Origin of the sequence: Nocardioides sp. NPDC047086 (assembly GCF_040643685.1) — a bacterium.
GTDB lineage: Bacteria > Actinomycetota > Actinomycetes > Propionibacteriales > Nocardioidaceae > Nocardioides.
In genome coordinates this window covers 1-20,121 of the sequence record NZ_JBEYUV010000008.1, presented here as the reverse complement: position 1 = coordinate 20,121, position 20,121 = coordinate 1, and the positions used below count along the sequence as shown (strand labels likewise).

The 20,121-nt window shown below is 69.7% G+C and carries 20 protein-coding genes; 13 read left to right on the top strand and 7 right to left on the bottom strand.

Annotated features, from left to right (window positions below):
- Positions 1-90: 90 nt before the first annotated feature.
- The gene (locus ABZ796_RS08230) at positions 91-1,290 is read left to right on the top strand and encodes a glycosyltransferase (RefSeq protein WP_357336065.1); all 1,200 of its coding nucleotides are present in this window, start codon (positions 91-93) and stop codon (positions 1,288-1,290) included.
- Positions 1,291-1,356: 66 nt separating this feature from the next.
- Here ABZ796_RS08230 and ABZ796_RS08225 read toward each other — a convergent pair whose 3' ends face one another.
- Complete coding sequence (locus tag ABZ796_RS08225; protein WP_357336063.1) at positions 1,357-2,229, bottom strand: S1 family peptidase; 873 nt, start codon at positions 2,227-2,229, stop codon at positions 1,357-1,359.
- Positions 2,230-2,422: 193 nt separating this feature from the next.
- Positions 2,423-3,295: a S1 family peptidase gene (locus ABZ796_RS08220; protein ID WP_357336061.1), complete on the bottom strand. Its 873-nt coding sequence runs from the start codon at positions 3,293-3,295 to the stop codon at positions 2,423-2,425.
- A gap of 384 nt (positions 3,296-3,679) precedes the next feature.
- On the opposite strand from ABZ796_RS08220, the gene ABZ796_RS08215 reads away from it, so the two are divergent.
- On the top strand, positions 3,680-4,585 hold the full coding sequence (locus ABZ796_RS08215; protein WP_357336059.1) for a hypothetical protein: 906 nt from the start codon (positions 3,680-3,682) through the stop codon (positions 4,583-4,585).
- Positions 4,586-4,609: 24 nt separating this feature from the next.
- Here ABZ796_RS08215 and ABZ796_RS08210 read toward each other — a convergent pair whose 3' ends face one another.
- Entirely contained in the window at positions 4,610-5,419 is an 810-nt protein-coding gene (locus ABZ796_RS08210; protein ID WP_357336057.1) for a hypothetical protein, read from the bottom strand.
- Between the two features lie 52 nt (positions 5,420-5,471).
- Positions 5,472-6,245, bottom strand: a complete 774-nt coding sequence (locus ABZ796_RS08205; RefSeq protein WP_357336055.1) for an IclR family transcriptional regulator — start codon at positions 6,243-6,245, stop codon at positions 5,472-5,474.
- Between the two features lie 127 nt (positions 6,246-6,372).
- Here ABZ796_RS08205 and ABZ796_RS08200 point away from each other — a divergent pair, with 127 nt between their 5' ends.
- From ABZ796_RS08200 to ABZ796_RS08185, 4 genes are read left to right on the top strand one after another with little or no spacing between them, the layout of a single operon-like run.
- Positions 6,373-7,527, top strand: coding sequence for a cupin domain-containing protein (locus ABZ796_RS08200; protein WP_357336053.1), 1,155 nt, complete (start codon positions 6,373-6,375; stop codon positions 7,525-7,527).
- Entirely contained in the window at positions 7,527-8,351 is an 825-nt protein-coding gene (locus ABZ796_RS08195) for a fumarylacetoacetate hydrolase family protein (protein WP_357336051.1), read from the top strand. The genes ABZ796_RS08200 and ABZ796_RS08195 overlap by 1 nt, the downstream gene beginning before the upstream one ends.
- A 5-nt stretch (positions 8,352-8,356) precedes the next feature.
- Positions 8,357-9,016, top strand: coding sequence for a maleylpyruvate isomerase family mycothiol-dependent enzyme (locus tag ABZ796_RS08190; protein WP_357336049.1), 660 nt, complete (start codon positions 8,357-8,359; stop codon positions 9,014-9,016).
- A complete protein-coding gene (locus ABZ796_RS08185; protein ID WP_357336048.1) occupies positions 9,007-10,275 on the top strand; it encodes an FAD-dependent oxidoreductase in 1,269 nt (422 codons plus the stop codon). The genes ABZ796_RS08190 and ABZ796_RS08185 overlap by 10 nt, the downstream gene beginning before the upstream one ends.
- 13 nt (positions 10,276-10,288) lie before the next feature.
- Here the strand turns inward: ABZ796_RS08185 and sigJ are convergent, their stop codons facing one another.
- Positions 10,289-11,170, bottom strand: coding sequence for an RNA polymerase sigma factor SigJ (gene sigJ, locus ABZ796_RS08180; RefSeq protein WP_357336046.1), 882 nt, complete (start codon positions 11,168-11,170; stop codon positions 10,289-10,291).
- A gap of 139 nt (positions 11,171-11,309) precedes the next feature.
- On the opposite strand from sigJ, the gene ABZ796_RS08175 reads away from it, so the two are divergent.
- The 3 genes from ABZ796_RS08175 (at position 11,310) to ABZ796_RS08165 (ending at position 13,688) form a co-directional block, all read left to right on the top strand.
- Positions 11,310-11,762 (top strand): carboxymuconolactone decarboxylase family protein, encoded by a 453-nt coding sequence (locus ABZ796_RS08175; RefSeq protein WP_357336044.1) that lies wholly within the window; start codon positions 11,310-11,312, stop codon positions 11,760-11,762.
- A gap of 222 nt (positions 11,763-11,984) precedes the next feature.
- Entirely contained in the window at positions 11,985-12,704 is a 720-nt protein-coding gene (locus ABZ796_RS08170; protein WP_357336042.1) for a hypothetical protein, read from the top strand.
- Between the two features lie 81 nt (positions 12,705-12,785).
- Positions 12,786-13,688 (top strand): endonuclease/exonuclease/phosphatase family protein, encoded by a 903-nt coding sequence (locus tag ABZ796_RS08165; protein ID WP_357336040.1) that lies wholly within the window; start codon positions 12,786-12,788, stop codon positions 13,686-13,688.
- Positions 13,689-13,692: 4 nt separating this feature from the next.
- Here ABZ796_RS08165 and ABZ796_RS08160 read toward each other — a convergent pair whose 3' ends face one another.
- The gene (locus ABZ796_RS08160; RefSeq protein WP_357336039.1) at positions 13,693-14,916 is read right to left on the bottom strand and encodes an alanine racemase; all 1,224 of its coding nucleotides are present in this window, start codon (positions 14,914-14,916) and stop codon (positions 13,693-13,695) included.
- 97 nt (positions 14,917-15,013) lie between these two features.
- Between ABZ796_RS08160 and ABZ796_RS08155 the strand changes: the two genes are divergently transcribed.
- The gene (locus ABZ796_RS08155) at positions 15,014-15,619 is read left to right on the top strand and encodes a TetR/AcrR family transcriptional regulator (RefSeq protein WP_357336038.1); all 606 of its coding nucleotides are present in this window, start codon (positions 15,014-15,016) and stop codon (positions 15,617-15,619) included.
- Positions 15,620-15,632: 13 nt separating this feature from the next.
- On the opposite strand, the gene ABZ796_RS08150 is transcribed toward ABZ796_RS08155, so the two are convergent.
- A complete protein-coding gene (locus tag ABZ796_RS08150; protein ID WP_357336037.1) occupies positions 15,633-16,841 on the bottom strand; it encodes an amino acid deaminase/aldolase in 1,209 nt (402 codons plus the stop codon).
- Between the two features lie 132 nt (positions 16,842-16,973).
- On the opposite strand from ABZ796_RS08150, the gene ABZ796_RS08145 reads away from it, so the two are divergent.
- The 3 genes from ABZ796_RS08145 (at position 16,974) to ABZ796_RS08135 (ending at position 20,002) form a co-directional block, all read left to right on the top strand.
- A complete protein-coding gene (locus ABZ796_RS08145; RefSeq protein WP_357336036.1) occupies positions 16,974-18,062 on the top strand; it encodes an ImmA/IrrE family metallo-endopeptidase in 1,089 nt (362 codons plus the stop codon).
- A 4-nt stretch (positions 18,063-18,066) separates the two neighbouring features.
- The gene (locus ABZ796_RS08140) at positions 18,067-18,609 is read left to right on the top strand and encodes a hypothetical protein (RefSeq protein ID WP_357336035.1); all 543 of its coding nucleotides are present in this window, start codon (positions 18,067-18,069) and stop codon (positions 18,607-18,609) included.
- An 85-nt stretch (positions 18,610-18,694) separates the two neighbouring features.
- Positions 18,695-20,002 (top strand): D-arabinono-1,4-lactone oxidase, encoded by a 1,308-nt coding sequence (locus ABZ796_RS08135; RefSeq protein ID WP_357336034.1) that lies wholly within the window; start codon positions 18,695-18,697, stop codon positions 20,000-20,002.
- Positions 20,003-20,121 lie beyond the last annotated feature (119 nt).

Genomic DNA, 20,121 nt, shown 5'->3' with positions numbered 1-20,121 from the left:
TTAGCGTCCCAGCGAAGTCGCATATCCCCGCCGTAGCCCCACCACCATCACCGCTCGGGCGATGCCTCCTGCGGAAAAAGTGAGGTCGACATGTCCACCGTGACATACCTCGAGGACGGACCTTCCGTCCTCTCCCTGTACGAAGGTTTCTTCGCCGGTGGCGCCCGGATCCTGCACACCGCAGTCGTCCGCGCCCTCGACGCCACCACGCCTCAGCGACACAGCGTGCTGAGCCTCAGCGACCGCGTGCAGCGCGAGTTCACCGCGCAGCGGATCTCCTCCGACAACTCCTACCGCCGGCTCACCTCCGCCGGCGTGCCGGTGCGGGCCTTGAGACGTACGCCGACGGGCCCCATCACCACCAGCCAGCTCAAGCGCGTGGCGCAGTCGGTGGCGAAGGCCGACGTGGTGCTCTCCCTCAAGGAGCAGCCGCTCACGGTGCTCGGCAGGGTCGGGACGTCCGGGACCCCGCTGATCACGTGCCTGCACCGCTCCGACCCGGAGCATCAGGGGGCAGGCGTACAGGAGCTCATCGACCTCGACCGCGCCGGGCTGCTGACCGCGGCGGTGTGCTGTGCGGAGTCGACGCAGCGGGCCTACCACGAGGCGACCGGGATCCCGCTGGAGCGGCTGCCGGTCCTGCCCAACGGGGTCGACCTCTACAAGTTCCGCACCGACGCCGACCTGCGCGCCGGCAAGCGGGCCGAGCTCGGCGTGGACGGCGACGCACCCGTGGTGATGATCGCGGCGCGCTTCGACGAGATGAAGAACATCCCGCTCTTCGTCCGGGCCGCGCGCCGGTTCGTCCAGGAGCACGCCGACGCCCACCTTGTCATGTGCGGCGCCGGGATGACCGCGGACAACCCGGCCTTCGCTCAGCTCGTCGCCGAGGAGCTCGGCGCCTGGCCGGCGCTGGAGACCAACCTGCACGCCCTCGGGATCCAGAGCCAGATGGCGCCGCTCTACAACGCCGCCGACCTGATCACGCTGACCTCGGCGTTCGGCGAGGCCGCCCCGCTGTGCCTGCTGGAGGGGATGGCCTGCGGTGCGGTCCCGGTGACCACGCCGGTCGGCGACGCTCCGGCCATGGTCGGCGACCCTCGCCTGGTGGCGACCTTCGACCCGGCCGAGATGGCCGAGTCCTGGAAGGCCGCCTTCGCCCAGCGCGAGGAGCACTTCGAGCGCATCTTCCGCAACCGGCAGCGCCTCTCCGAGCAGCGGCTCTTCGACGCGTACGCCCGGCTGATCAAGGACTCCGCCGACACAGCGCTGATCCCGGTCGCGGTCTGAGTTCACCACCGTTGGTCGAGCCCGGCGAGCCGGTGCTCGACCAACGTGCTCGACCAGCGTGGCGAGTCAGTAGATGTTCACGTCGTACGCGTTGAGGGCCTCGCGGACGGGCTGGTAGAAGGTGGTCCCGCCCGAGGAGCAGTCGCCGGAGCCGCCCGAGGTGATCCCGAGAGCGGTCGAGCCGGCGTAGAGCGGACCACCGGAGTCGCCCGACTCGGCGCAGATGTCGGTCTGGATCATGCCGCGGACGGTGCCGGACCCGCGGTAGCGGACCGAGACGTCGAGCGCCTCGACCCGGCCGGAGTGCACGCCGGTCGACGAGCCGTCGCGGGTGACCCGCTGGCCGACCCGCGCGTCACCGGCGGAGTAGCCGCCCGAGTGGCTCAGCGAGGTGTTGGCGTAGCGCACCAGGGCGTAGTCGTTGCCCGGGTAGCTCGACTTGACGGTCGGTCCGATCCGGGTCGTCTCAGCGGAGTTGGTGTACCACGTCCCCACCTCCTCGGCGCAGTGGCCGGCGGTGAGGAAGTAGTGGGTCCCGCCGCTGCGTACGTTGAAGCCGAGCGAGCAGCGGTAGCCGCCCCCGTGGATGGCGTCACCCGCGCCGAGGAACGGCTTGAACTCGCCCTCGGCGCGCTTGAGCGTGATCGCGTCGGCATCGACGCCGGCCGCCTCGGTCAGCCTGCTCAGCGCGCCCCGGGGGACGGTGGAGTCGGCGGTCACGACCACCGTGCCGGTGGCCTCGTCGGTGTACCACGCGATGCCGGACAGCGCGGACCTGTTGACCGCGGAGTCGACGGCGGAGTAGACGGCCGCGAGCGCCCTGGCGCTGCGCTTCTCCGCCGGGGGCGCGGCGACCGCCGGAGTGGCCGCGGCGGTAGCCGCCAGACCTAGACCGACCGCTGCAGCGAGCAGACGGTTACGTGACCTGGTGAACCTCATACGTTCCTCCACCGCGATGTGCCCGAACACGACCACAGTGAGTATGTCGTTCTAGATGCCTCATCGGCCAGTCGTTGGCAAAAAACTTTCGTAGTTCGACAAAATTTCGTGCGCCGCGGGGCAACGTGGCTCAACCACGTCACCCCGCGTCGTACTCGTACGTGATCAGCGACCCTCGATCAAGGGCGCTCGATCAGTAGATGGTGGCGCCGTACACGCTGAGCGCCTCCGTCACCGGCTGGAAGAAGGTCGTGCCGCCAGTGCTGCAGTTGCCCGAGCCGCCGGAGGTCAGACCCAGGGCGGTCGAACCGGAGTAGAGCGCGCCGCCGGAGTCACCGGGCTCGGCGCACACGTTGGTCTGGATCAGGCCGCTGACGGTGCCCTCGGCGTAGCGGACGCTGGCGTTGACCGCGGTCACGGTGCCGGTGTGGACACCGGTGGTCGAGCCGTCACGGGTGACGCTCTGGCCGACCCGGGCGGTGCCCGCGGTGAAGCCACCGGACTTCGAGATGGACGAGTTGTAGCGGACGATGCCGTAGTCGTTGCCCGGGAAGCTCGAGCCCGCGGTCGAGCCGAGCAGCGTGCTCTGCGAGGAGTTGGCGTACCAGGTCGAGACGTCGTTGGTGCAGTGGCCCGCGGTCAGGAAGTAGTCGGCGCCGCCGACCTTGACGTTGAAGCCGAGCGAGCAGCGGTAGCCGCCCCCGTAGATCGCGTCACCCGCGCCGATGAGCGGGGTGAACTCTCCCTTGGTGTGCTTGACGGTCACGGCCTCGTCGCCCTGGCTCGTCTTCTCGGCGGCCGCCTCCTTCACCTCGGCGATCTCGGCCGCGGAGACGGTCTCGTCGACCGTGACGACGACCTTGTTGGTCGCCGGGTCGGTGTACCACGACGAACCGACCGGGGCGGCCTCGGCGACAGCCGACTTGACCGATGCGACCTCGGCCTTGCTGAACTCGGCGTCCGCGGCGGCTGCCGGGACGGCGACGGCGGCGGAGGCCGCGAGACCCACACCCGCGGCGAGCGCGGCGATCGTGCGGGGACGGAAGTTGGTGCGTTGGAACCTCATACGTCTCCTCCTGGGGGAAAGGCCCACGGGTTGCGGGCTTCCGCACCCGGAACCACGGGTTTCGCGGCTTACCAGGGGCGGGTAACTGAGTTTCGTGTTCTTTCCTCTGCCCCGCACCACATTCGAATCCCCAAGAATCTGCATTGCAAAGACTCGTTCATCGAATTCCTGCAATGCAGCAACACGCGATTCCGCAGGGTTTTCGGTGGGCCACCCGCAGAAGAGGATGGGGTAAGCATTGCCAAGTTGTAGGTGCCCGGGTCCGGAGCCGCGTACGGTGGGTATCCGTGTTCATCTCGCTGCACGAGCGGGGATTCGGACGGGATTTCGTCCGTCTTCCAAACCTTCGGCGTGGCGACCGTTGATAGATGGTAGACAAACCCCATGCCGTATCCGCCGCCCCCAGGCTCCCCCGGTTCGGGCGCGCCTGACGAGGAGCCGCAGAAGCAGCCTGCCCCCTTTGACTACAACGAGCGCCTGATCGGGCTCTCCGAGGAGATGGGCGGCAACCGGCCGGCGTTCAACGCCCGCAAGGAGCGCGCCGGCCAGGGCGGCCCGCTTCGCCAGGTCCTGACCATCGCCGTCTCCCTCGGGCTCGTGGTCGTGTGCGGGGTGGTCGTCTACGCCCTCTTCACCCGCGGGGACGACGCGGCCACGACCGCCGGGGTGCCGACGGCGAGCGACACGGCCTCGGCCGACAGGACATCGAGCGAATCGGCGAGCCGGGGCGGCGGCAGCTCCGACGTCAGCGGCGAGGCCAGTGGCCGCCCCGGCTGGCCCGGGACCAGCTCTCCGGCTGCCCCCAGCGACGGCGCCACCTCGCGTTCGACCATCGGCCCCGAACACCTCGCCAAGGCCGACGTCCCGCGCCCCTGGAAGTTCACCTACGGCGACGTCACACTGAAGGCCCGCTACCTGAGCGGCAAGGACTACTCCGGCTGCAAGGCGACGCTCAAGCCCGCGATCCGCAGCCTCGGCTGCGACTACGCGGTGCGGGTCTCCTACAAGGCACAGCGGGGCAACCTGCGGATGACCCACTTCATCTACGACTTCAGCACCGCCGAGGCCGCCGGGAAGGCCGCCGCGAAGATCGAGCCACGGCACGTGATCCCGCCCGCCGAAGCCTCCCTGCCCGACTACACCCAGGGCTGGTTCAAGGTGAAGGACTACGGCAAGTACGTCGTCTACACCATGGTCACGGCCAGCGACGACATCACCGAGGCCAAGGGCAAGGAGTACACCTCCTACGGCAACACCGACCTGGGCGCGGAGATCCTCTTCCGGATGTGAGCCCGGCTCGGTGACGAGTCCGGCTCAGGGGGTCGCCTGGTCCCCGGCTCCGGGTGAGGCTCCTACCGTGGGCGAAGGCTCGGTCGAGGCACTGCCGCTCTCGCTCGGCTGCGCCGACGGCGAGGAGCTCGGCCCGGTCGAGGTCGACGGCTCGGCGCTCGGCTCCTCCGTCGTGGCCGACTCCGAAGGCTCGGCCGACTCCGACGGCTCGGTGCTCGCGGACTCCTCGGGGGTTGCGGTGGCGCCCGGCGACGGGCTCTGAGCCGGTTGATCGTCGCCCCTCTCCGAGCCGCCGCCGGTCACCCGGGAGATCGTCGTGCCCTCGTCCCCGCCGCGCACGATCGAGCTGACGCTGCGCCCGGCCAGCAGCTCGAAGACGGTGATCACGGCGACCACGACCACGAACATCGCCAGCGAGACCAGCGCGATGCGCTTCCAGGGCAACGTCTTGAGATGCTCCCGCCACGACGGCATCGGCTCCACGTCGCCGCCCTCGGCGACCTCAGCTGCCTCGACCATGGAGTCCGCGGCCGGCTCGGTCGCAGGCTCCGAGGTGGTCCGTACGCCGGCGAGCCCGGCCGACCGCCACCGGGCCAGGGCCTGGACGCTGGTCACCTTCTCGTGGCTCTTCGCGAGCCACTGCGAGTAGAGGTTGGTCCCGACCGTCGCCGCGACGCTGCCGAGCGCCGCCCCGACGAGGGTGCCGACGGCACCGAGCGTGGAGAGAAGTAGGGCGGAGGTGACGGCGGCGAGGGCGCCTGCGGTGGTCGCGATCCAGTCGATGCGTGCCTGCTTCGTTTCTCGGGTATCACTGGAGGGCGGGGTGTTGCTCATTGGACCCAGATTAACTCGCGACCCGACGCTACCGGCACCAACTTGACGCAGATCACCCCTGGCTCAGGTCACGCTCCAAAGCCGCTGCGCCGGACATCAGGGTGGCGACGACGCTCGGCAGCGACTCCTTGTCGAAGCGGACGCTGGGCATGGAGATCGACATCCCGGCTACGACGTCTCCCCCGGCGCCACGGACGGGAACGCCGACGGCGACCACGCCACGCTCGGAACGGCCGTCGTTGAAGGCGAAGCCGTTGCGGCGTACGCGCTCGAGCTCGGTACGCAGCGCGTCGATGTCCGGGCGATCGGCCAGGTGGCCGGCGTACCTCTCCCGGGAGTAGGTCGAGGCGATCTCGTCGTCGGAGATCTGGGCCAGGAGCAGGAGGCCGGCGGTGGTGCGGTGGGCGGGGAAGACCATGCCCTCACGGGAGCCGACCTTGAGCGACTGGGGCGACTCGACCGAGGCGATGAACCGGCAGGTGTCCCCGGCGCGTACGGCGACGTTGGCGGACTCGCCGAGCAGGTCGACCAGGCGCTGCAGGTGCGGCAGCGCGACCTGGCGCAGCCGGGAGGCGGTCGAGCGCGAGTGGGCGGCCAACTCGAGCACGGGACCGGCCCGGTAGACCTTGTCCTCGTCCTGGACCGCGAAGTCGCGGTAGACCAGCATCGCGAGCAGCCGGTGGGCGGTGGAACGGGCGACGTCGAGCCGAGCCGCTGCCTCCGAGACGGTCAAACGGCCTTCGAGCTGAAGGATCGCCGCCAGCTTGAGTGCGTGGTCGACGCTGGTGATCGCATACGGGGGCCGTGTCTTGAGCGGCTTGTCCATCCCACCTCTTCCTGATCACACCAAACCTGGCACCTATCGCCTGGCTTCGCAGGAGATTCATCGAGCCGGTCGTTCTGTATAACAGAATTATTGGTTCTGTCACGCCTGGAGCCAGCAGGCTGTGACCATGACCACCACCTCCGCGCCCACCACGTCCGCCTCGCCGGTGAGGCTGACGGCCGTCGAGGCCGAGAACCAGCCCACCGTCACCCCCGAGCTCGAAGCGCTCTACCGCGGCTTCGAGCAGGAGCTCCTGGTTCCGCTGTGGACCGAGATCGGTGACCTGATGTCCGCCCACCCGCGCAGCCGCGCGGTCCCGCACCTGTGGAAGTGGGCCAACCTGGTCGAGCTGGCCGGCCGGGCCGGCGAGATCGTCCCCGTCGGCCGTGGCGGCGAGCGCCGCGCGATCGCGCTGGCCAACCCCTCCCTCGGCGGCCGCCCGTTCGCGACACCGACGCTGTGGGCCGCGATCCAATACCTCATGCCCGGCGAGGACGCTCCCGAGCACCGCCACACCCAGCACGCCTTCCGCTTCGTCGTCGAGGGCTCGGGGGTATGGACCGTCGTCGGCGGGGACGCGGTCCCGATGAACCGCGGCGACTTCCTGCCTCAGGCCGGCTGGAACATGCACGCCCACCACAACGCGACCGACAAGCCGATGGCCTGGATCGACGGGCTCGACATCCCCTTCCAGTACGCCACCGAGTCACAGTTCTTCGAGCTCGGCCGTGACGAGATCTCCGAGACCGAACGGGTCACGCCCGACCGGTCCCGGTCCGAGCGGTTGTGGGGCCACCCCGGCCTCTCCCCGGTCGCGCGCACGCACTCCGCTCCCGGCAGCCCGCTGCTCTCCTACAAGTGGGAGTTCACCGACCGGGCGCTGGCCGACCAGCTCGCGCTCGAGAAGGAGGGCCACGGCGGCACCGTCGAACCCGGCCACGCGGCGGTCCGCTACACCAACCCGGCCACCGGCGGGGACGTACTGCCGACGATGCGCGCCGAGCTCCACCGCGTCACCACCGGGTCCGAGACCGCGCCCGTGCGCGAGACGGGGTCGAGCGTCTACCAGGTCTTCGACGGCTCCGGCGTGGTCACCGTGGGTACGAAGTCGTGGACCGTGTCTCGCGGTGACCTGTTCGTGGTTCCCTCGTGGGAGCCGTTCTCGGCCAGGTCCGAGGCGGGCACGTCAGACTCGGACTCCGGGGCCCTCGACCTCTTCCGCTTCTCCGACGCGCCCGTCTTCGAGGCGCTCCACCTCCACCGCACCCAGAAGGACTCCTGATGCCCAAGCTCGCCACCATCCGTACCGCAGACGGCACCCGCGGGGTCCGACTCGACGGCGATCACCTCGTCGACCTCGGCCACCCCGACGTGGGCGCGTACCTGGCCGCTGGCTCGCCCGACCTGCCTCTGGGGTCGGTGAACTACCCGGTCAATGGTGCCGACTTCGCGCCGGTCGTGCCGCAGCCCAGCAAGGTCGTCTGCGTCGGGCTCAACTACCGCAGCCACATCGAGGAGATGGGCCGTGACCTGCCCGAGTACCCGGTGCTGTTCGCGAAGTTCGCCGACACCCTGACCGGCGCGAACGACTCGGTGACCAAGCCCGCCGAGACCGAGCAGCTCGACTGGGAGTGCGAGCTCACCATCGTGATCGGCACGACGGTGCGGCACGCTGACGAGGAGCAGGCCGCCGCCGCGATCGCCGGCTTCACCGCCGCCAACGACTACTCGGTCCGCGACTGGCAGTTCCGCACCCGCGAGTGGCTCCAGGGCAAGATGTGGGAGGCCACCACACCGGTCGGCCCCTACGTCGTCACCCCGGACGAGCTGCCCGGCGGCGTACGTCCGGAGCTGGCCACGCGGCTGACCGTCGACGGGGTCGAGAAGCAGAGCGCGAACACCTCCGACCTGGTCTTCGACCCGGTCGACCTGGTGCGCTACATCTCCACGATCACCACGCTGCGCCCCGGCGACCTGATCCTCACCGGCACCAACGGCGGGGTCGGGCACGCCCGCGCACCCCAGGAGTTCCTGTGGGGCGGCGAGACCGTCGAGATCACCGTCGAGGGCATCGGCACCCTCACCAACACGATCGTGAAGGGCTGATCGCCATGTCCGTCCTGATCGGCACCACCCCGACGCGTACGTTCGACGACGCCCGCCGCTGGGTCACGGAGGGCACGGCCCTGCTGACCGGCGCCATCGACGGCCTCGCCGCCGCCGACTACGACGCCGACTCGCAGCTACCGGGCTGGACCCGCAAGCACCTGGTCGGCCACGTCGCCGCCAACGCCGACGCCCTCGGCAACCTGCTCTCCTGGGCCGAGACCGGCGTGGAAAAGCGGATGTACGCCTCCACCGAGCAGCGCAACGCCGACATCGAGGCGGCCGCGACGCGGCCGGCCGAGGAGCTCCGCGAGTGGTATCTCCGCGGCGCCGGCGAGCTCGAGGCGACCATGGACCGGCTCACTCCCGAGCAGTGGGACCACGAGGTGATCACCGCCCAGCTGGTCACCCGCAAGGCGAGCGACGTCCCGTGGATGCGCGCCCGGGAGGTCTTCGTCCATGCCGTCGACCTCGGCGCCGGGATCACCTTCGCTGACCTGCCCGACGACTTGCTGCTCGCCCTCGCCGACGAGATCCGTACGAAGAGGGGGCTCTCCGACGACGACCTGCGCGGTGTCGAGGGCTCGCTGCCCGACGTAACCGCATGGCTCGCCGGACGGCCGCACGCCCTCGCCGGCGCACCGGAGCTGGGACCATGGCTGTGACGCGCTCAGGGGTCGAGGCGACCGATGTGATCATCGTCGGGGGCGGCATCGGTGGGCTCTCCGCGGCGTACGCCCTGGCCCGTCAGGGCCTGCGGGTGCGGGTCCTGGAGCAGGCCTCCGCGTTCGGTGAGGTGGGGGCCGGCATCCAGCTCGCCCCCAACTGCACCCGCATCCTCGAGGACTACGGGCTCCTGGAGGAGGCCAGGTCGCTGGGTGTCGTCCCCGACGCGATGGTGATGCGGGACGCGGTCTCCGGTGAGGAGCTGACCCGGCTCGACCTGCGCGACATGGAGCGGCGCTACGGCTATCCGTACCTGGTGATCCACCGCTCCGACCTGCACGCGATGTTCCTGCGGTCGGCCGAGCGCTCGGGCGTGGAGCTGGTGACCGACGCCAAGGTCGTCGACTACACGGCCGGCTCGGACGAGGCGACCGTTCATCTCGCGGACGGCTCGACCCAGACCGCGCCGTTGGTGATCGCCGCCGAGGGTCTGCACTCCCCTGCCCGCCGCAAGTTCGTGGGCGACCAGCCGGTCTCCTCCGCGTACGTCGCCTATCGCGGCACGATGCCCACCGGCTCCGGGCGCGGGGCCGAGGTCGACCTCTCCGAGGTCGTCGTGCACGTCGGCCCGGACTGCCATTTCGTCCACTACGGCCTGCGCGGCGGCGAGCTGCTCAACCAGGTCGCCGTCTTCGAGTCGCCCAAGGCGCTCGCGGGCGAGGAGGACTGGGGCACGCCGGACGAGCTCGACGCCGCCTTCGCCGAGACGACCCCGTTCATCCGGGACGGTCTGGCGCACATGTGGCGCGACAAGTGGTGGCGGATGTACGACCGGGACCCCATCGACCAGTGGGTCCACGGCCGGGTCGCGCTGCTGGGAGACTCGGCGCACCCGCCGCTGCAGTACATCGCCCAGGGCGCGATCATGGCCATCGAGGACGGCTGGGTGCTCGGCGAGCACGTCCGCCGCCTCCGCACCGACGACGGCTCGGTCGACTGGGGCCGCGCCCTCGCCGCCTACCAGGCCGTACGTCCCGAGCACTGCCGCCGCGTCGTGGAGACCTCCCGCCGGTGGGGTGTCCTCTGGCACCTCCACGGACGGGCACGCGAGCAGCGCAACGCGTTGCTCCTGGCGCGGGGGACCGGGGACTACGCGATGATCGACTGGCTCTACTCGACCACGGCGCTCACTCCCGGCGAGGAGCCGGAGATGTTTCGGCCGATCCCGCTCGAGACCGCCGAGACGTCGCTGGTCTGAGCCTGGTCCGGGGTCAGCTCCAGCGGGTGAGCTTGTCCGGGTTGAGGACGATCCAGACGTCGGTGACCCGGCCGCCGGCGACCCGCAGGTTGGCGACGCCCCGGTGGGCGCCGTCCTCGACCAGCGTGAACCCGAGGCCGTCGGCGGTGGCCTCCGTCCGGATCGTCCAGGTCGGCCGCTTCGTGAGTACGCCCAGCAGGAACCGCGCGACCTTCTCCGGACCCTCGATCGGGTTGCGGGCCGCGCTGACCCGGCCGCCACCGTCGGAGCGGAGCGTGACCGAGGGGTCCAGCAGTGTCACCAGGCGGCCGAGGTCGCCACCGGCGGTGGCCGAGACGAAGGCACGGACGACGTCGTCGTGCTCCGGCAGCGGGGCGACGTCGTCGCGCTGCTGGGCGACCCGCCGACGTGCCGAGGCGGCGAGCTGCCGCACCGCGGCCGGGGAGCGACCGACCACCCCGGCGATGTCGCCGAACGGGACCGCGAAGATGTCATGGAGCACGAACGCGACCCGTTCGGCCGGGGTCATCGCGTCGAGCACGACGAGCAGCGCGGTGCTCACCGTGTCGTCCAGGGTCGCCCGGTCGGCCGGATCCTCGGGTCCGACGAGGAGACCCGGCCGGACCGGCTCGGGCAGCCAGGGCCCGACGTACCTCTCTCGGCGGGCGCGGGCCGACTTGAGCACGTCGAGGCAGACCCGGCTGGTCACGCGGCTCAGCCAGCCGGCGGGGTTCTCGATCGCCGCCCGTTCGTCGTCGGCGAGGCGATACCAGCGCAGGTACGTCTCCTGGACCGCGTCCTCGGCCTCCTCGAGCGTGCCGAGCAGCCGGTAGGCGAGCGCGATCAGGCGACGGCGCTCGATCATCACCTCGCCCAGGTCGTCCATGTCAGGCATCGTGGCACCTCCTCCGGGGTTCACCAGATGTGACGAGCCGGACAGCACGAATGTGAGGTGGCGACCTCACATTCGCCTCGGACGTCTCGTCAAGCAGTGTGAACGCCCGCGCTGTGGCGGGCCGACCCGAAGGACCCCGATGCTCGCCAACGTCAACGTGACCAAGCTGTTCCCCGCTGCGTACAAGGCCCAGATGGCCGTCGAGGAGGCGGTCGAGGAGGCCATCACCGTCGCCGGCGTCGACCGGCTCACCGTCGACCTCGTCAAGCTCCGCGCCTCCCAGATCAACGGCTGCGCCTTCTGCCTGCGGATGCACACCCAGGACGCTCTGAAGAACGGCGAGACCACCGACCGTCTCGCCCTCGTCGCCGCCTGGTGGGAGTCGCAGTACTTCACCCCCGAGGAGCAGGCCGCGCTCACCATCGCCGAGCAGATCACCCGCATCGGCGACCTGCACACCGCCGCCGCCCCCAAGGTCGATGTCGAGAGCATCCTCGACGCCAAGCAGATCGCCGCCCTCACCTGGGTCGCGATCGCCATCAACGCCTGGAACCGCATCGCGATCTCCAGCCACTACCCCGTCGCCCCCTGATCGACGGCGGGAACGAGGTGGTCCGGGACGTTTCTGCCCATTACCCGCGGGTAGACCGGCGGAAACGTCCCGGACCACTTTTCGGCTGCTCATGATGGCGGTGGGGACGTACGAGAGAATCGTGGAAGACGCTTCACCCACGAAACTCTGTACTCGGGTAGGGGACCGATGACGACACCGACACCACCGCCGCCACCGTCGCAACCGGACGGGTACGGCGCGATGCCTCCTGCGCCGAACCTCGGAGCCCAGCCCGGCCGGCCGGCGAACGACGATCCGTCCGCCGAAGGAGGGCCACCGCCGTCGGAGAAGCCGCACAACCCGTGGCCCATCGTGATCGGTCTCGGTGCGATCGCCGTGGTGCTGGTGATCGGCGTGATCATCACGGCCACCATCGTCCTTCTCAGCGGCGAGGAGGACCCGACGGGCAAGCCGGGGCCCGTGACGGTGACGGCCACGCCGAGCACGTCGGCGACCGCTCCTGCTCCGGGCGGGCTGGCCGCGGACCTGTTCGAGGGTGACTGGAGGTTCAAGCTCGGCGACGTGAGCATGAACGCGACTTACGTGGCCTCGCAGGACTATCCGGACTGCGGCCCGATCGCCTCGGCGGCCCTGGAGAAGAAGGGCTGCGAGTACGCCGCGATGGGGATCCACGACGCCGAGGACGGCAAGCTGCGGATGCTCCGGGTCATCTACGTCTTCGACAGCGAGGCGGAGGCGACGGCGGCCGCGGAGTCCGTCAAGGAGACCGACTTCGACCTGCCCACCGGCAGCCTCATCGCGGACGACGTGATCGGGAAGTGGGTCGCCAAGGACTCCTCCAAGGCGGTCGTCGTCGGCTTCGTGACGGCGCAGAAAAGCGTCCCCGAGGCCACCGTCGACGACTACCTCCACTACGGCACCGCCGACATCGCGGGCGCGCTGATCTTCATGGACCTGTAGGCGCCGGAGTTCACCCGAGGTTTCCGAGTATTCGAAAGCGTTTGGTTCGGCGCACACGGCGGACTCATACCGTCGGTAGGCGTGTCCCCCACTGCCTCGGACGGTCTCGCCAAGCTCGCCCACCGATGGCGGGCCGTCGTGCCCGCCGTCGCGCTGTGCGGCGTCATCGCCGCCGCCATGAGCTTCCTGGTCCCGACGACCGCCTCCGCCGGCCCGACCGTCAAGGTCGCCCAGGCGGCACCGGTGCAGCCCGGGTTCCAGCGCTTCGCCTGGCTCAACGCCTGGGCCGACCACCACACCGCGCCCGGAGGCGCTGCTGCCGGACGGCTCGACGGCGTGCCGCGGATGCGGATCGTGGTGGGTCACCTGCGGCGTACGGTCATCGACTTCGGCGTCCTCGCCGAGGTGGAGGCTCCGCAGCGGGAGGCCTTCGAGTCGTTCGGGCGGGAGTACGCGCTCGTGTCCACGCCCGATGCCACCGACGACACGGTCTTCTTCCGCCGTTCGGTCTTCCGGCTGGTCAGCAAGGACACGGTCACCCTCTACTACCGCCACGGTGCTCGCGTCAGCGCGCCGGTGGTCGTGCTGGAGGAGCGTTCCTCGGGACAGCGCGTCGGGGTGCTGCCCGTGCACTTCCCGGCGAGCATCGAGTCCGCTCCCCGGCAGAAGAAGTGGCGCGACCTGAACACCCGGATCGTCAAGGACGTGGTCGCGCGCGCCGAGGTGCCGATGGTCGTCGCCGGCGACTTCAACCAGCGCAACGACATCCTGTGCGACCTCACGTCCCCCGGGACCGGTCTGATCAGTCCGCTCGCGACGCACGAGCAGTGCGCCACCGCCCTCCGGGCGCCGATCGACCAGGCCTTCCTCAGCCCGACGCTGCAGCCCGACCGCTACCGGGTCTACTCCGGGCCGTCGGCCCGTCGCGCCACCGACCACGGAGCGTTCTACCAGGTCAGGGTGCGACTCTCCGGCATCGCCTGAGCCCTCAGAAGTACGTCCGGACCAGCTCGGTGACGGTGTAGTCGAGGTCGACGACCGGGATCAGCCGCCACTTGTCGAACGCCGTGCACGGGTGCGAGATCCCGAAGCTGACCAGGTCGCCCGGTCGCAGTCCGGCGTCGGTGCGCAGGAAGGCGTGCTGGTCGGCCAGCTTCTCGACGGTGCCCTCGAGCGCCTCGGCACCGCCGAAGCCGTTGCGCCGCACCGCGAGCGGGATCGGCAGACCGTTGTCGTAGGGCACGTCCCGCCTGCCCATGCCGACGATGACCAGCCCCTCCTCCGGGGCCGAGACCACCTGGGCCCAGACCTCGATGGCCGGATCCAGCGTGCCCGCGATCCGGTTGTAGGGCGTGGTGCCGGCGTAGAGACCGTGGTCGTGGGTGACGTACGTCCCGCTGCGCAGCACCTTGCGCGGCATCATGCCGTCCGGCCACCCGGAGTCCCAGCGATCGGCGAGCACGTCGAAGAAGGCGCTCCCACCTGCGGAGACGATGGCGTCGGCTCCGACCAGGCCTTTGGTGAACAGCGTCGAGGCGAGCTCCTTGAGGCGGTCGAAGTAGTCACCGACCGCGTCCGCCGTCTCCAGCCCGCCCTCGTAGCCCGCCACCCCCGCCAGGAGTACGCCCGGCGTGGAGTCGACCAGCCGCGCGAGCTCGACGGCCTCCTCGACGGAACGACAGCCCGTGCGCCCGCCCGGGAAGCCCAGATCGATCAGCACGGCCAGTGGCCGGTCCTCGACGCCGACCAGCGCCGAGGCTTCGGCCGCCGCCCCGACACCCTCGGCCGAGTCGACCCAGTGCAGGTGGAGGAACTCCGGGTCGGCCGCACGCTCGGAGGCCACCCAGCTCAGCGCGCTGTGGTCGAGGATCTCGTTGGCGACCAGGACCCGGCGTACGCCGGCATGACGGGCGACCAGTGCCTGGTTGGGCGAGGCGACCGTGATCGCCCAGGCACCCGCGTCCAGCTGCTGCTGGTAGAGCGAGGGCGCCATCGTGGTCTTGCCGTGCGGCGCCAGCAGCAGGCCGTGCTCCTCCGCGAAGCCGGCGAGGGTCGCGATGTTGTGCTCCAGCGCGCTCTTCTTGAGCACCATCACCGGCCAGGCGAACGAGCCGTCGAAGAGGTTGCGGCCGGAGGTTGCGTACGTGGTGAGATCGACGGCTTCTCCCGGCTCCCAGAAGCCCTTGTCCGCCCAGGTCACATGATCATCCATCGGAACCGAACCTACCGACGGCATGTCCGCGGGACACCGGGTTTCGAGAAAACTTGGAAATCTCCTGGGGGGTCTCGACGTCGCTTATCGTGACGCCATGGCCAACCCCCGAGCAGCCCGGAAGGAGACGACCCGCCGCCTCCTCCTGGACGCGGCGATGGATCGGTTCGTCTCCAGCGGCTACGCAGCCACCACGATCGACGAGATCGCCTCCGCGGCCGGTACGACGCGGGTGACCTTCTACGCCTACTTCGCTTCGAAGTCGGAGATCGTCAAGGCGCTGATCATCGAGCGTTTGGAACCGGAGCTCGCGCTGGCCTCCGAGGGGTGCACGACGGGCCCTGCGCTCATCGACGCGGTGGCGGCCGGCACTCGCGAGCAGCTCGGCGCCTGGATCCGGGAGATCGCGGCGCACTGGCCGGAGGTGCTGCCGATCATCAAGATCTGCCGTGCCGCACAGGCGATCGACCCCGACCTGGGCGCCGGCGTCGACACCTGGCTCGAGGATGCGATCGGCGACATCAGCGCCGGGCTGGCCAAGGCCGACCGGTTCGAGGCCGACAGCCGGCAGTTCCGCGGCGCGTTGGCGATGGGACAGTTCGACTACGTGTCCCAGCACTGGACCGACGGCGCCTGGGGCGTCGACCACGACCGCATGTGCGAGCTGCTCACCGACAGCTGGTTCCAGCTGCTGGGCGAGTGACCCGGCAGGCGGGTCACAGGAAGGTCTGGCCCTCGCCGCGGTAGGTCGGCGCGACGGTGATGATCGAGTCGCCCTCGATCAGCTGGAGCGTGTCGAGCCGCTCGCAGACCTCGCCCGCCTTCGCATGCCTGAACCAGACCTTGTCGCCGATCGCGAGCTCGTCGGCGGCATGGCCACGCAGCGGCGTCTGGACCTCCCCGGCACCTTCGGTGGCGACGTACTCGAGCCCGAAGGGGTAGGTCGGGCTCGGGACGCGGTCGGGTCCGGGCGGACCGGAGGCGATCCAGCCACCACCGGCCACGGTGACGATGCCGGGCTCGGGGCGGCGGACCACGCTCAGCCCGAAGTACGCCGCCGGGTGGGGTGTGAAGCCGTCGTAACGGTCGAAGAGGGTCGGCCCGTAGAGCCCGGACCCGGCCGCGATCTCGGTCACCGAGGGGTCGGCGTGGGTGGACTCGATCGAGCCCGTGCCACCGCCGTTGACGAACTCGAGGTCGGTCAGGGAGCGTACGGCGGCGACGATCTTCCCGCGGCGCTCGGTGATCTCGGCGATGGAGGCCTTCTTCATCCTCCTGATGACGGCCGCCGGCGGATTGCCGCCGAGCGGGCGGTCGACGGTGCCGGCGACCTGGCCCTCGTAGGCCATCAGTCCGACCAGCTGGAAGTCCGGGTCGTCGACGACGATCCGGGCCAGGGCGACGGCGTCCTCGGGGGTGCGGACCGGGGAACGGCGGGCGCCCAGCCAGATCCGGCGTGCGATGACCAGCGCGGCGTCGAGGTCGATGGCCACGCGTACGGGGGCGGCCGGGGTGCCGATCGCGGACTTGATCAGCGACAGCCCTTCGGCACTGTCGACCATCAGGGTGACCCGGGCGAGCTTCTCCTCGTCCTTCGCGAGCGCGGCCAGTGCGGCTCGGTCGACGGTCGGGTAGCCGACCACGACGTCGTAGTGCGTCTCGGCCAGCCACAGCGCCTCGAACAGCGTGAAGGCCAGGATCCCCTCGTACCCCTCGCGGGCGAGCACCCGGTCGATCAGCGCCCGGCAGCGTACGGACTTGCTGGCCACGCGGATCGGGGTGCCCGCGGCACGGCGCACGAGATCGTCGGCGTTGGCGTCGAACGCCGCGAGATCCACCGCCCCGATGGGTCCGTCGAGGCAGGCGGTCGCTCGGTCGAGCCGTTCGTGCTGCTGGGCGGAGAGATGGTGGGAAGTCGTGACCACGACCCAAGTGTCTATGCCCCGCGCGGCACTCGCGTCAACGGCAGGTAACCAACTGTGCCACCGCGCGGTCCGGAGCCACCACCATAACGCGGATTGCTTGGGAATTTCCCAATCGAACGATACGGTGGCCGTATGGACACCATCGGCTCCCGCGTGTTGGAGAAGATCGAGCAGGTATGTCCGGGCGATTTACGCCAAGACATCGCAAAGGACATTGGGATGACCCCCGATGCGTTCTCGCGCGCCCTCGGCGATAAGCGCCACTTCTCCTCCATCGAACTGGCTCGGCTCGCAGACCGACTCCACGCGGATCTGCACTGGTTGATCACCGGCACGCCCGACCCAAGCAGACTGACCGTCGCCGCCCGACACGACTTCGACCACGAGACCGGCGAGCGAGGTGTCCCCGGCCGCGAGGATGACGAGAAGACCATCCAGAACATCGCCCTGGCGTATCGACAGGCATATCGCGGCCCGGGGTCAGCCGATCCGCTGCCCTACGACGTGGATGGTGCGCGCCTCCTACTCGGCGATGGATTCGTCCGCCCATTCGCTGAGCGGCTTGAGCAGCACCTTGGCGTGGATGTGGTGCGCCTCCCGGACCTCTCGACGGCCTACTCCTTCACCGTCGGCGCCAGACGAGTGATCGCAGTCCCGGCGACCGGAAACTGGTTCCGCGAGAACTGGTCGATGGCCCACGAGCTGGGGCATTTGGCGATGAGGCACCACGACGACGGGCTGGCCACGGATGTGTCAGAACACCACGAAAAGGCCGCGAACACCTTCGCGGCCGAACTTCTGCTGCCTAAGCAAGTCCTCGACAAGTTCGATTGGGATCAGATGGATGACGTGGCGCTCGCGCATGCAGTCTGGGATCTGGGCGTGTCAACAGACGCTCTAGCTCGGCGCCTCAGCCGTATCAACGGGTACGCCCCCGCGCGAGTCCGTTCGTGGGCCGATCACCCCACCCAGCGGCTCCTGCGCCGTCACCTAAGGCTCGATGCCCCGAGTGACGAGATCACCCAGCGGATGGATGCAGCTGCCCAGCGCCGATTCCCGCTGGCTCTCCAAGAAGCCCATGTCGCGGCCATTGCGAGCGGAGCTCTAGGCAGAGGCACGCTAGCTTGGATGCTCGGCATCGATCCCGAGGCATTGGAAGTCGACTTCCCCGAGATACCCGAGACCGAGGTCGATGACCTCGCCTACGCGTTGGGGTTATGAGGTCATGCCCGTCCTGCTGTTTCCCGACAACACGGTGCTGATCAATTTTGCGATCCTCAGCAGGATGGATCTGTTGGAACGCCTCGCCAATGGGAACGGTACGTGGTGCGCAACCGTCTCCCAGGAGTGTGCTGCATCGGCCAGGCACCCCGGCCTAGACGCCCTTGCCTACGCGGACACGATCTTTGGCGAGCCATTATTTCCGGACCCTGCAGAGCACCTCGATATCCAGATCCTGCGGCAGGAACTCGCCAGCCCAGGCGACGGCCCTACGAAGCACCTGGGCGAAGCCGAGACACTTGCCATCATGCTGCGTCGCCAGGTGGCCGGGTTCTTCGTCACCGACGACCGCGACGCGCAGAGACTCGCTACCAAACACGGGGTGGCCGTCGTTTCGACATGGAATCTGCTTCTCATGGCCCGCAGGCAGGGATGGGTTGATGACGACACGCTGTGGGGCTACGTGCAGACCCTGCGTACGAGCAAGCGTGGCGCCCCGTCCAACGTCTACGACCGCGAGACTTTCAACAAGTGGCTAGAGCGATAAACCGACCGCTTCAAGCGGCGCTTCTTTCAGCATCGCGCGCCTTCAACCGTTGACCACGAGGTATCTAGCCGACACTCTTGCCCGCGTGAGCGAGTGGCAGAACTGGGCGGGCAACCAGCATGCGGGCGCGATCGAGGTCGTGGCGCCTCGTGACGAGGCGGAGCTCGCGGCGGTCGTCGTGACCGCGACCGAGGCCGGCCGGAGGGTCAGGCCGATCGGTGCGGGCCACTCGTTCACCGCGATCGGGTCGCCCGTGGACGTCCAGGTCAGCCTGGATCGTCTCTCGGGGATCGTTCGAGCAGACTCGACGACCGGCCTGGTGACGGTGCGCGGCGGCACCCGTCTCAAGGTGCTCAACCGCGCGCTCGAGGCGCTCGGCCTGTCGATGACCAACCTCGGTGACATCGAGGAGCAGTCGATCTCCGGTGCGATCTCGACCGGCACCCACGGCACCGGGGCGCGCTTCGGCGGCCTGGCCACCCAGGTACGCGGCCTCCGGCTGCTCCTCGCCGACGGCTCCGTGATCACCTGCTCGGCCGACGAGAACCCGGAGATCTTCGACCTCGCCCGCGTGGGGCTCGGTGCGCTCGGGATCATCGTCGAGGTCACCCTCCAGGCCGAGCCGCTCTTCGCGCTCAACGCGCGCGAGGGCAACGGGGAGCTCGCCGACGTGATGGCCTCGTTCGACGAGCACGCGTCCGGCACGGACCACTTCGAGTTCTACTGGTTCCCGCACACGACCCGGGTCCTGACCAAGCACAACACCCGGCTGCCGCTGCCGGGTACGCCGCTGGCGCCGGTGGGCCGGGTCCGCGGCTGGTTCGACGACGAGCTCCTCTCCAACCAGGCCTTCGGCGCGACCGTCGCGCTCGGGTTGCGCGCGCCCGGCTTGGTGAAGCCGCTGGCCCGCTTCGCCGCCTCCGCCCTCTCGCCACGGGAGTTCACCGACATCTCCTACCGCGTCTTCACCTCGCAGCGGAGGGTGCGGTTCGTGGAGAGCGAGTACGCCGTCCCGCGCGAGGTCGGCATGGAGGTCCTCGCCGAGCTGGAGCGTGCGGTCGAGGCTTCGTCGTGGAACATCTCCTTCCCGGTCGAGGTCCGGGTGGCCGGCGCCGACGACATCGCGCTGTCCACCGGATTCGAGCGCGAGAACGTCTACATCGCCATCCACACGGCGCCTTCCTCACCCTGGCGCGCGGATTACTTCGCGACCTTCGAGCGCATCGCCGGCGAGGCCGGCGGCCGCCCGCACTGGGGGAAGATGCACACCCTGTCGGCCACCGACCTGGCCGAGCGCTACCCACGGTTCGGCGACTTCGTCGCCCTCCGCGACAAGCTCGACCCGTCACGCACCTTCGGCAACCCCCACCTGAAGCAGATCCTCGGCTCCTGAGCCCCGAGTCGGCGCGACGTCACCGAAATCCTCGCCGAGTCGGCTCGTCATGACGAGCCGACTCGGCGAGGATTTCGGTCAAGATGAGCCGACTCGGCGAGGATTTCGGTCAAGATGAG

Coding starts and splice junctions, on each gene's coding strand:
- ABZ796_RS08205 (WP_357336055.1), bottom strand. CDS start 6,245: ATGGACAAGCCGCTCAAGACACGGCCCCCGTATGCGATCACCAGCGTC.
- ABZ796_RS08215 (WP_357336059.1), top strand. CDS start 3,680: ATGCCGTATCCGCCGCCCCCAGGCTCCCCCGGTTCGGGCGCGCCTGAC.
- ABZ796_RS08185 (WP_357336048.1), top strand. CDS start 9,007: ATGGCTGTGACGCGCTCAGGGGTCGAGGCGACCGATGTGATCATCGTC.
- ABZ796_RS08195 (WP_357336051.1), top strand. CDS start 7,527: ATGCCCAAGCTCGCCACCATCCGTACCGCAGACGGCACCCGCGGGGTC.
- ABZ796_RS08230 (WP_357336065.1), top strand. CDS start 91: ATGTCCACCGTGACATACCTCGAGGACGGACCTTCCGTCCTCTCCCTG.
- ABZ796_RS08160 (WP_357336039.1), bottom strand. CDS start 14,916: ATGGATGATCATGTGACCTGGGCGGACAAGGGCTTCTGGGAGCCGGGA.
- ABZ796_RS08175 (WP_357336044.1), top strand. CDS start 11,310: ATGCTCGCCAACGTCAACGTGACCAAGCTGTTCCCCGCTGCGTACAAG.
- ABZ796_RS08170 (WP_357336042.1), top strand. CDS start 11,985: ATGCCTCCTGCGCCGAACCTCGGAGCCCAGCCCGGCCGGCCGGCGAAC.
- sigJ (WP_357336046.1), bottom strand. CDS start 11,170: ATGCCTGACATGGACGACCTGGGCGAGGTGATGATCGAGCGCCGTCGC.
- ABZ796_RS08140 (WP_357336035.1), top strand. CDS start 18,067: ATGCCCGTCCTGCTGTTTCCCGACAACACGGTGCTGATCAATTTTGCG.
- ABZ796_RS08220 (WP_357336061.1), bottom strand. CDS start 3,295: ATGAGGTTCCAACGCACCAACTTCCGTCCCCGCACGATCGCCGCGCTC.
- ABZ796_RS08210 (WP_357336057.1), bottom strand. CDS start 5,419: ATGAGCAACACCCCGCCCTCCAGTGATACCCGAGAAACGAAGCAGGCA.
- ABZ796_RS08200 (WP_357336053.1), top strand. CDS start 6,373: ATGACCACCACCTCCGCGCCCACCACGTCCGCCTCGCCGGTGAGGCTG.
- ABZ796_RS08155 (WP_357336038.1), top strand. CDS start 15,014: ATGGCCAACCCCCGAGCAGCCCGGAAGGAGACGACCCGCCGCCTCCTC.
- ABZ796_RS08145 (WP_357336036.1), top strand. CDS start 16,974: ATGGACACCATCGGCTCCCGCGTGTTGGAGAAGATCGAGCAGGTATGT.
- ABZ796_RS08190 (WP_357336049.1), top strand. CDS start 8,357: ATGTCCGTCCTGATCGGCACCACCCCGACGCGTACGTTCGACGACGCC.
- ABZ796_RS08225 (WP_357336063.1), bottom strand. CDS start 2,229: ATGAGGTTCACCAGGTCACGTAACCGTCTGCTCGCTGCAGCGGTCGGT.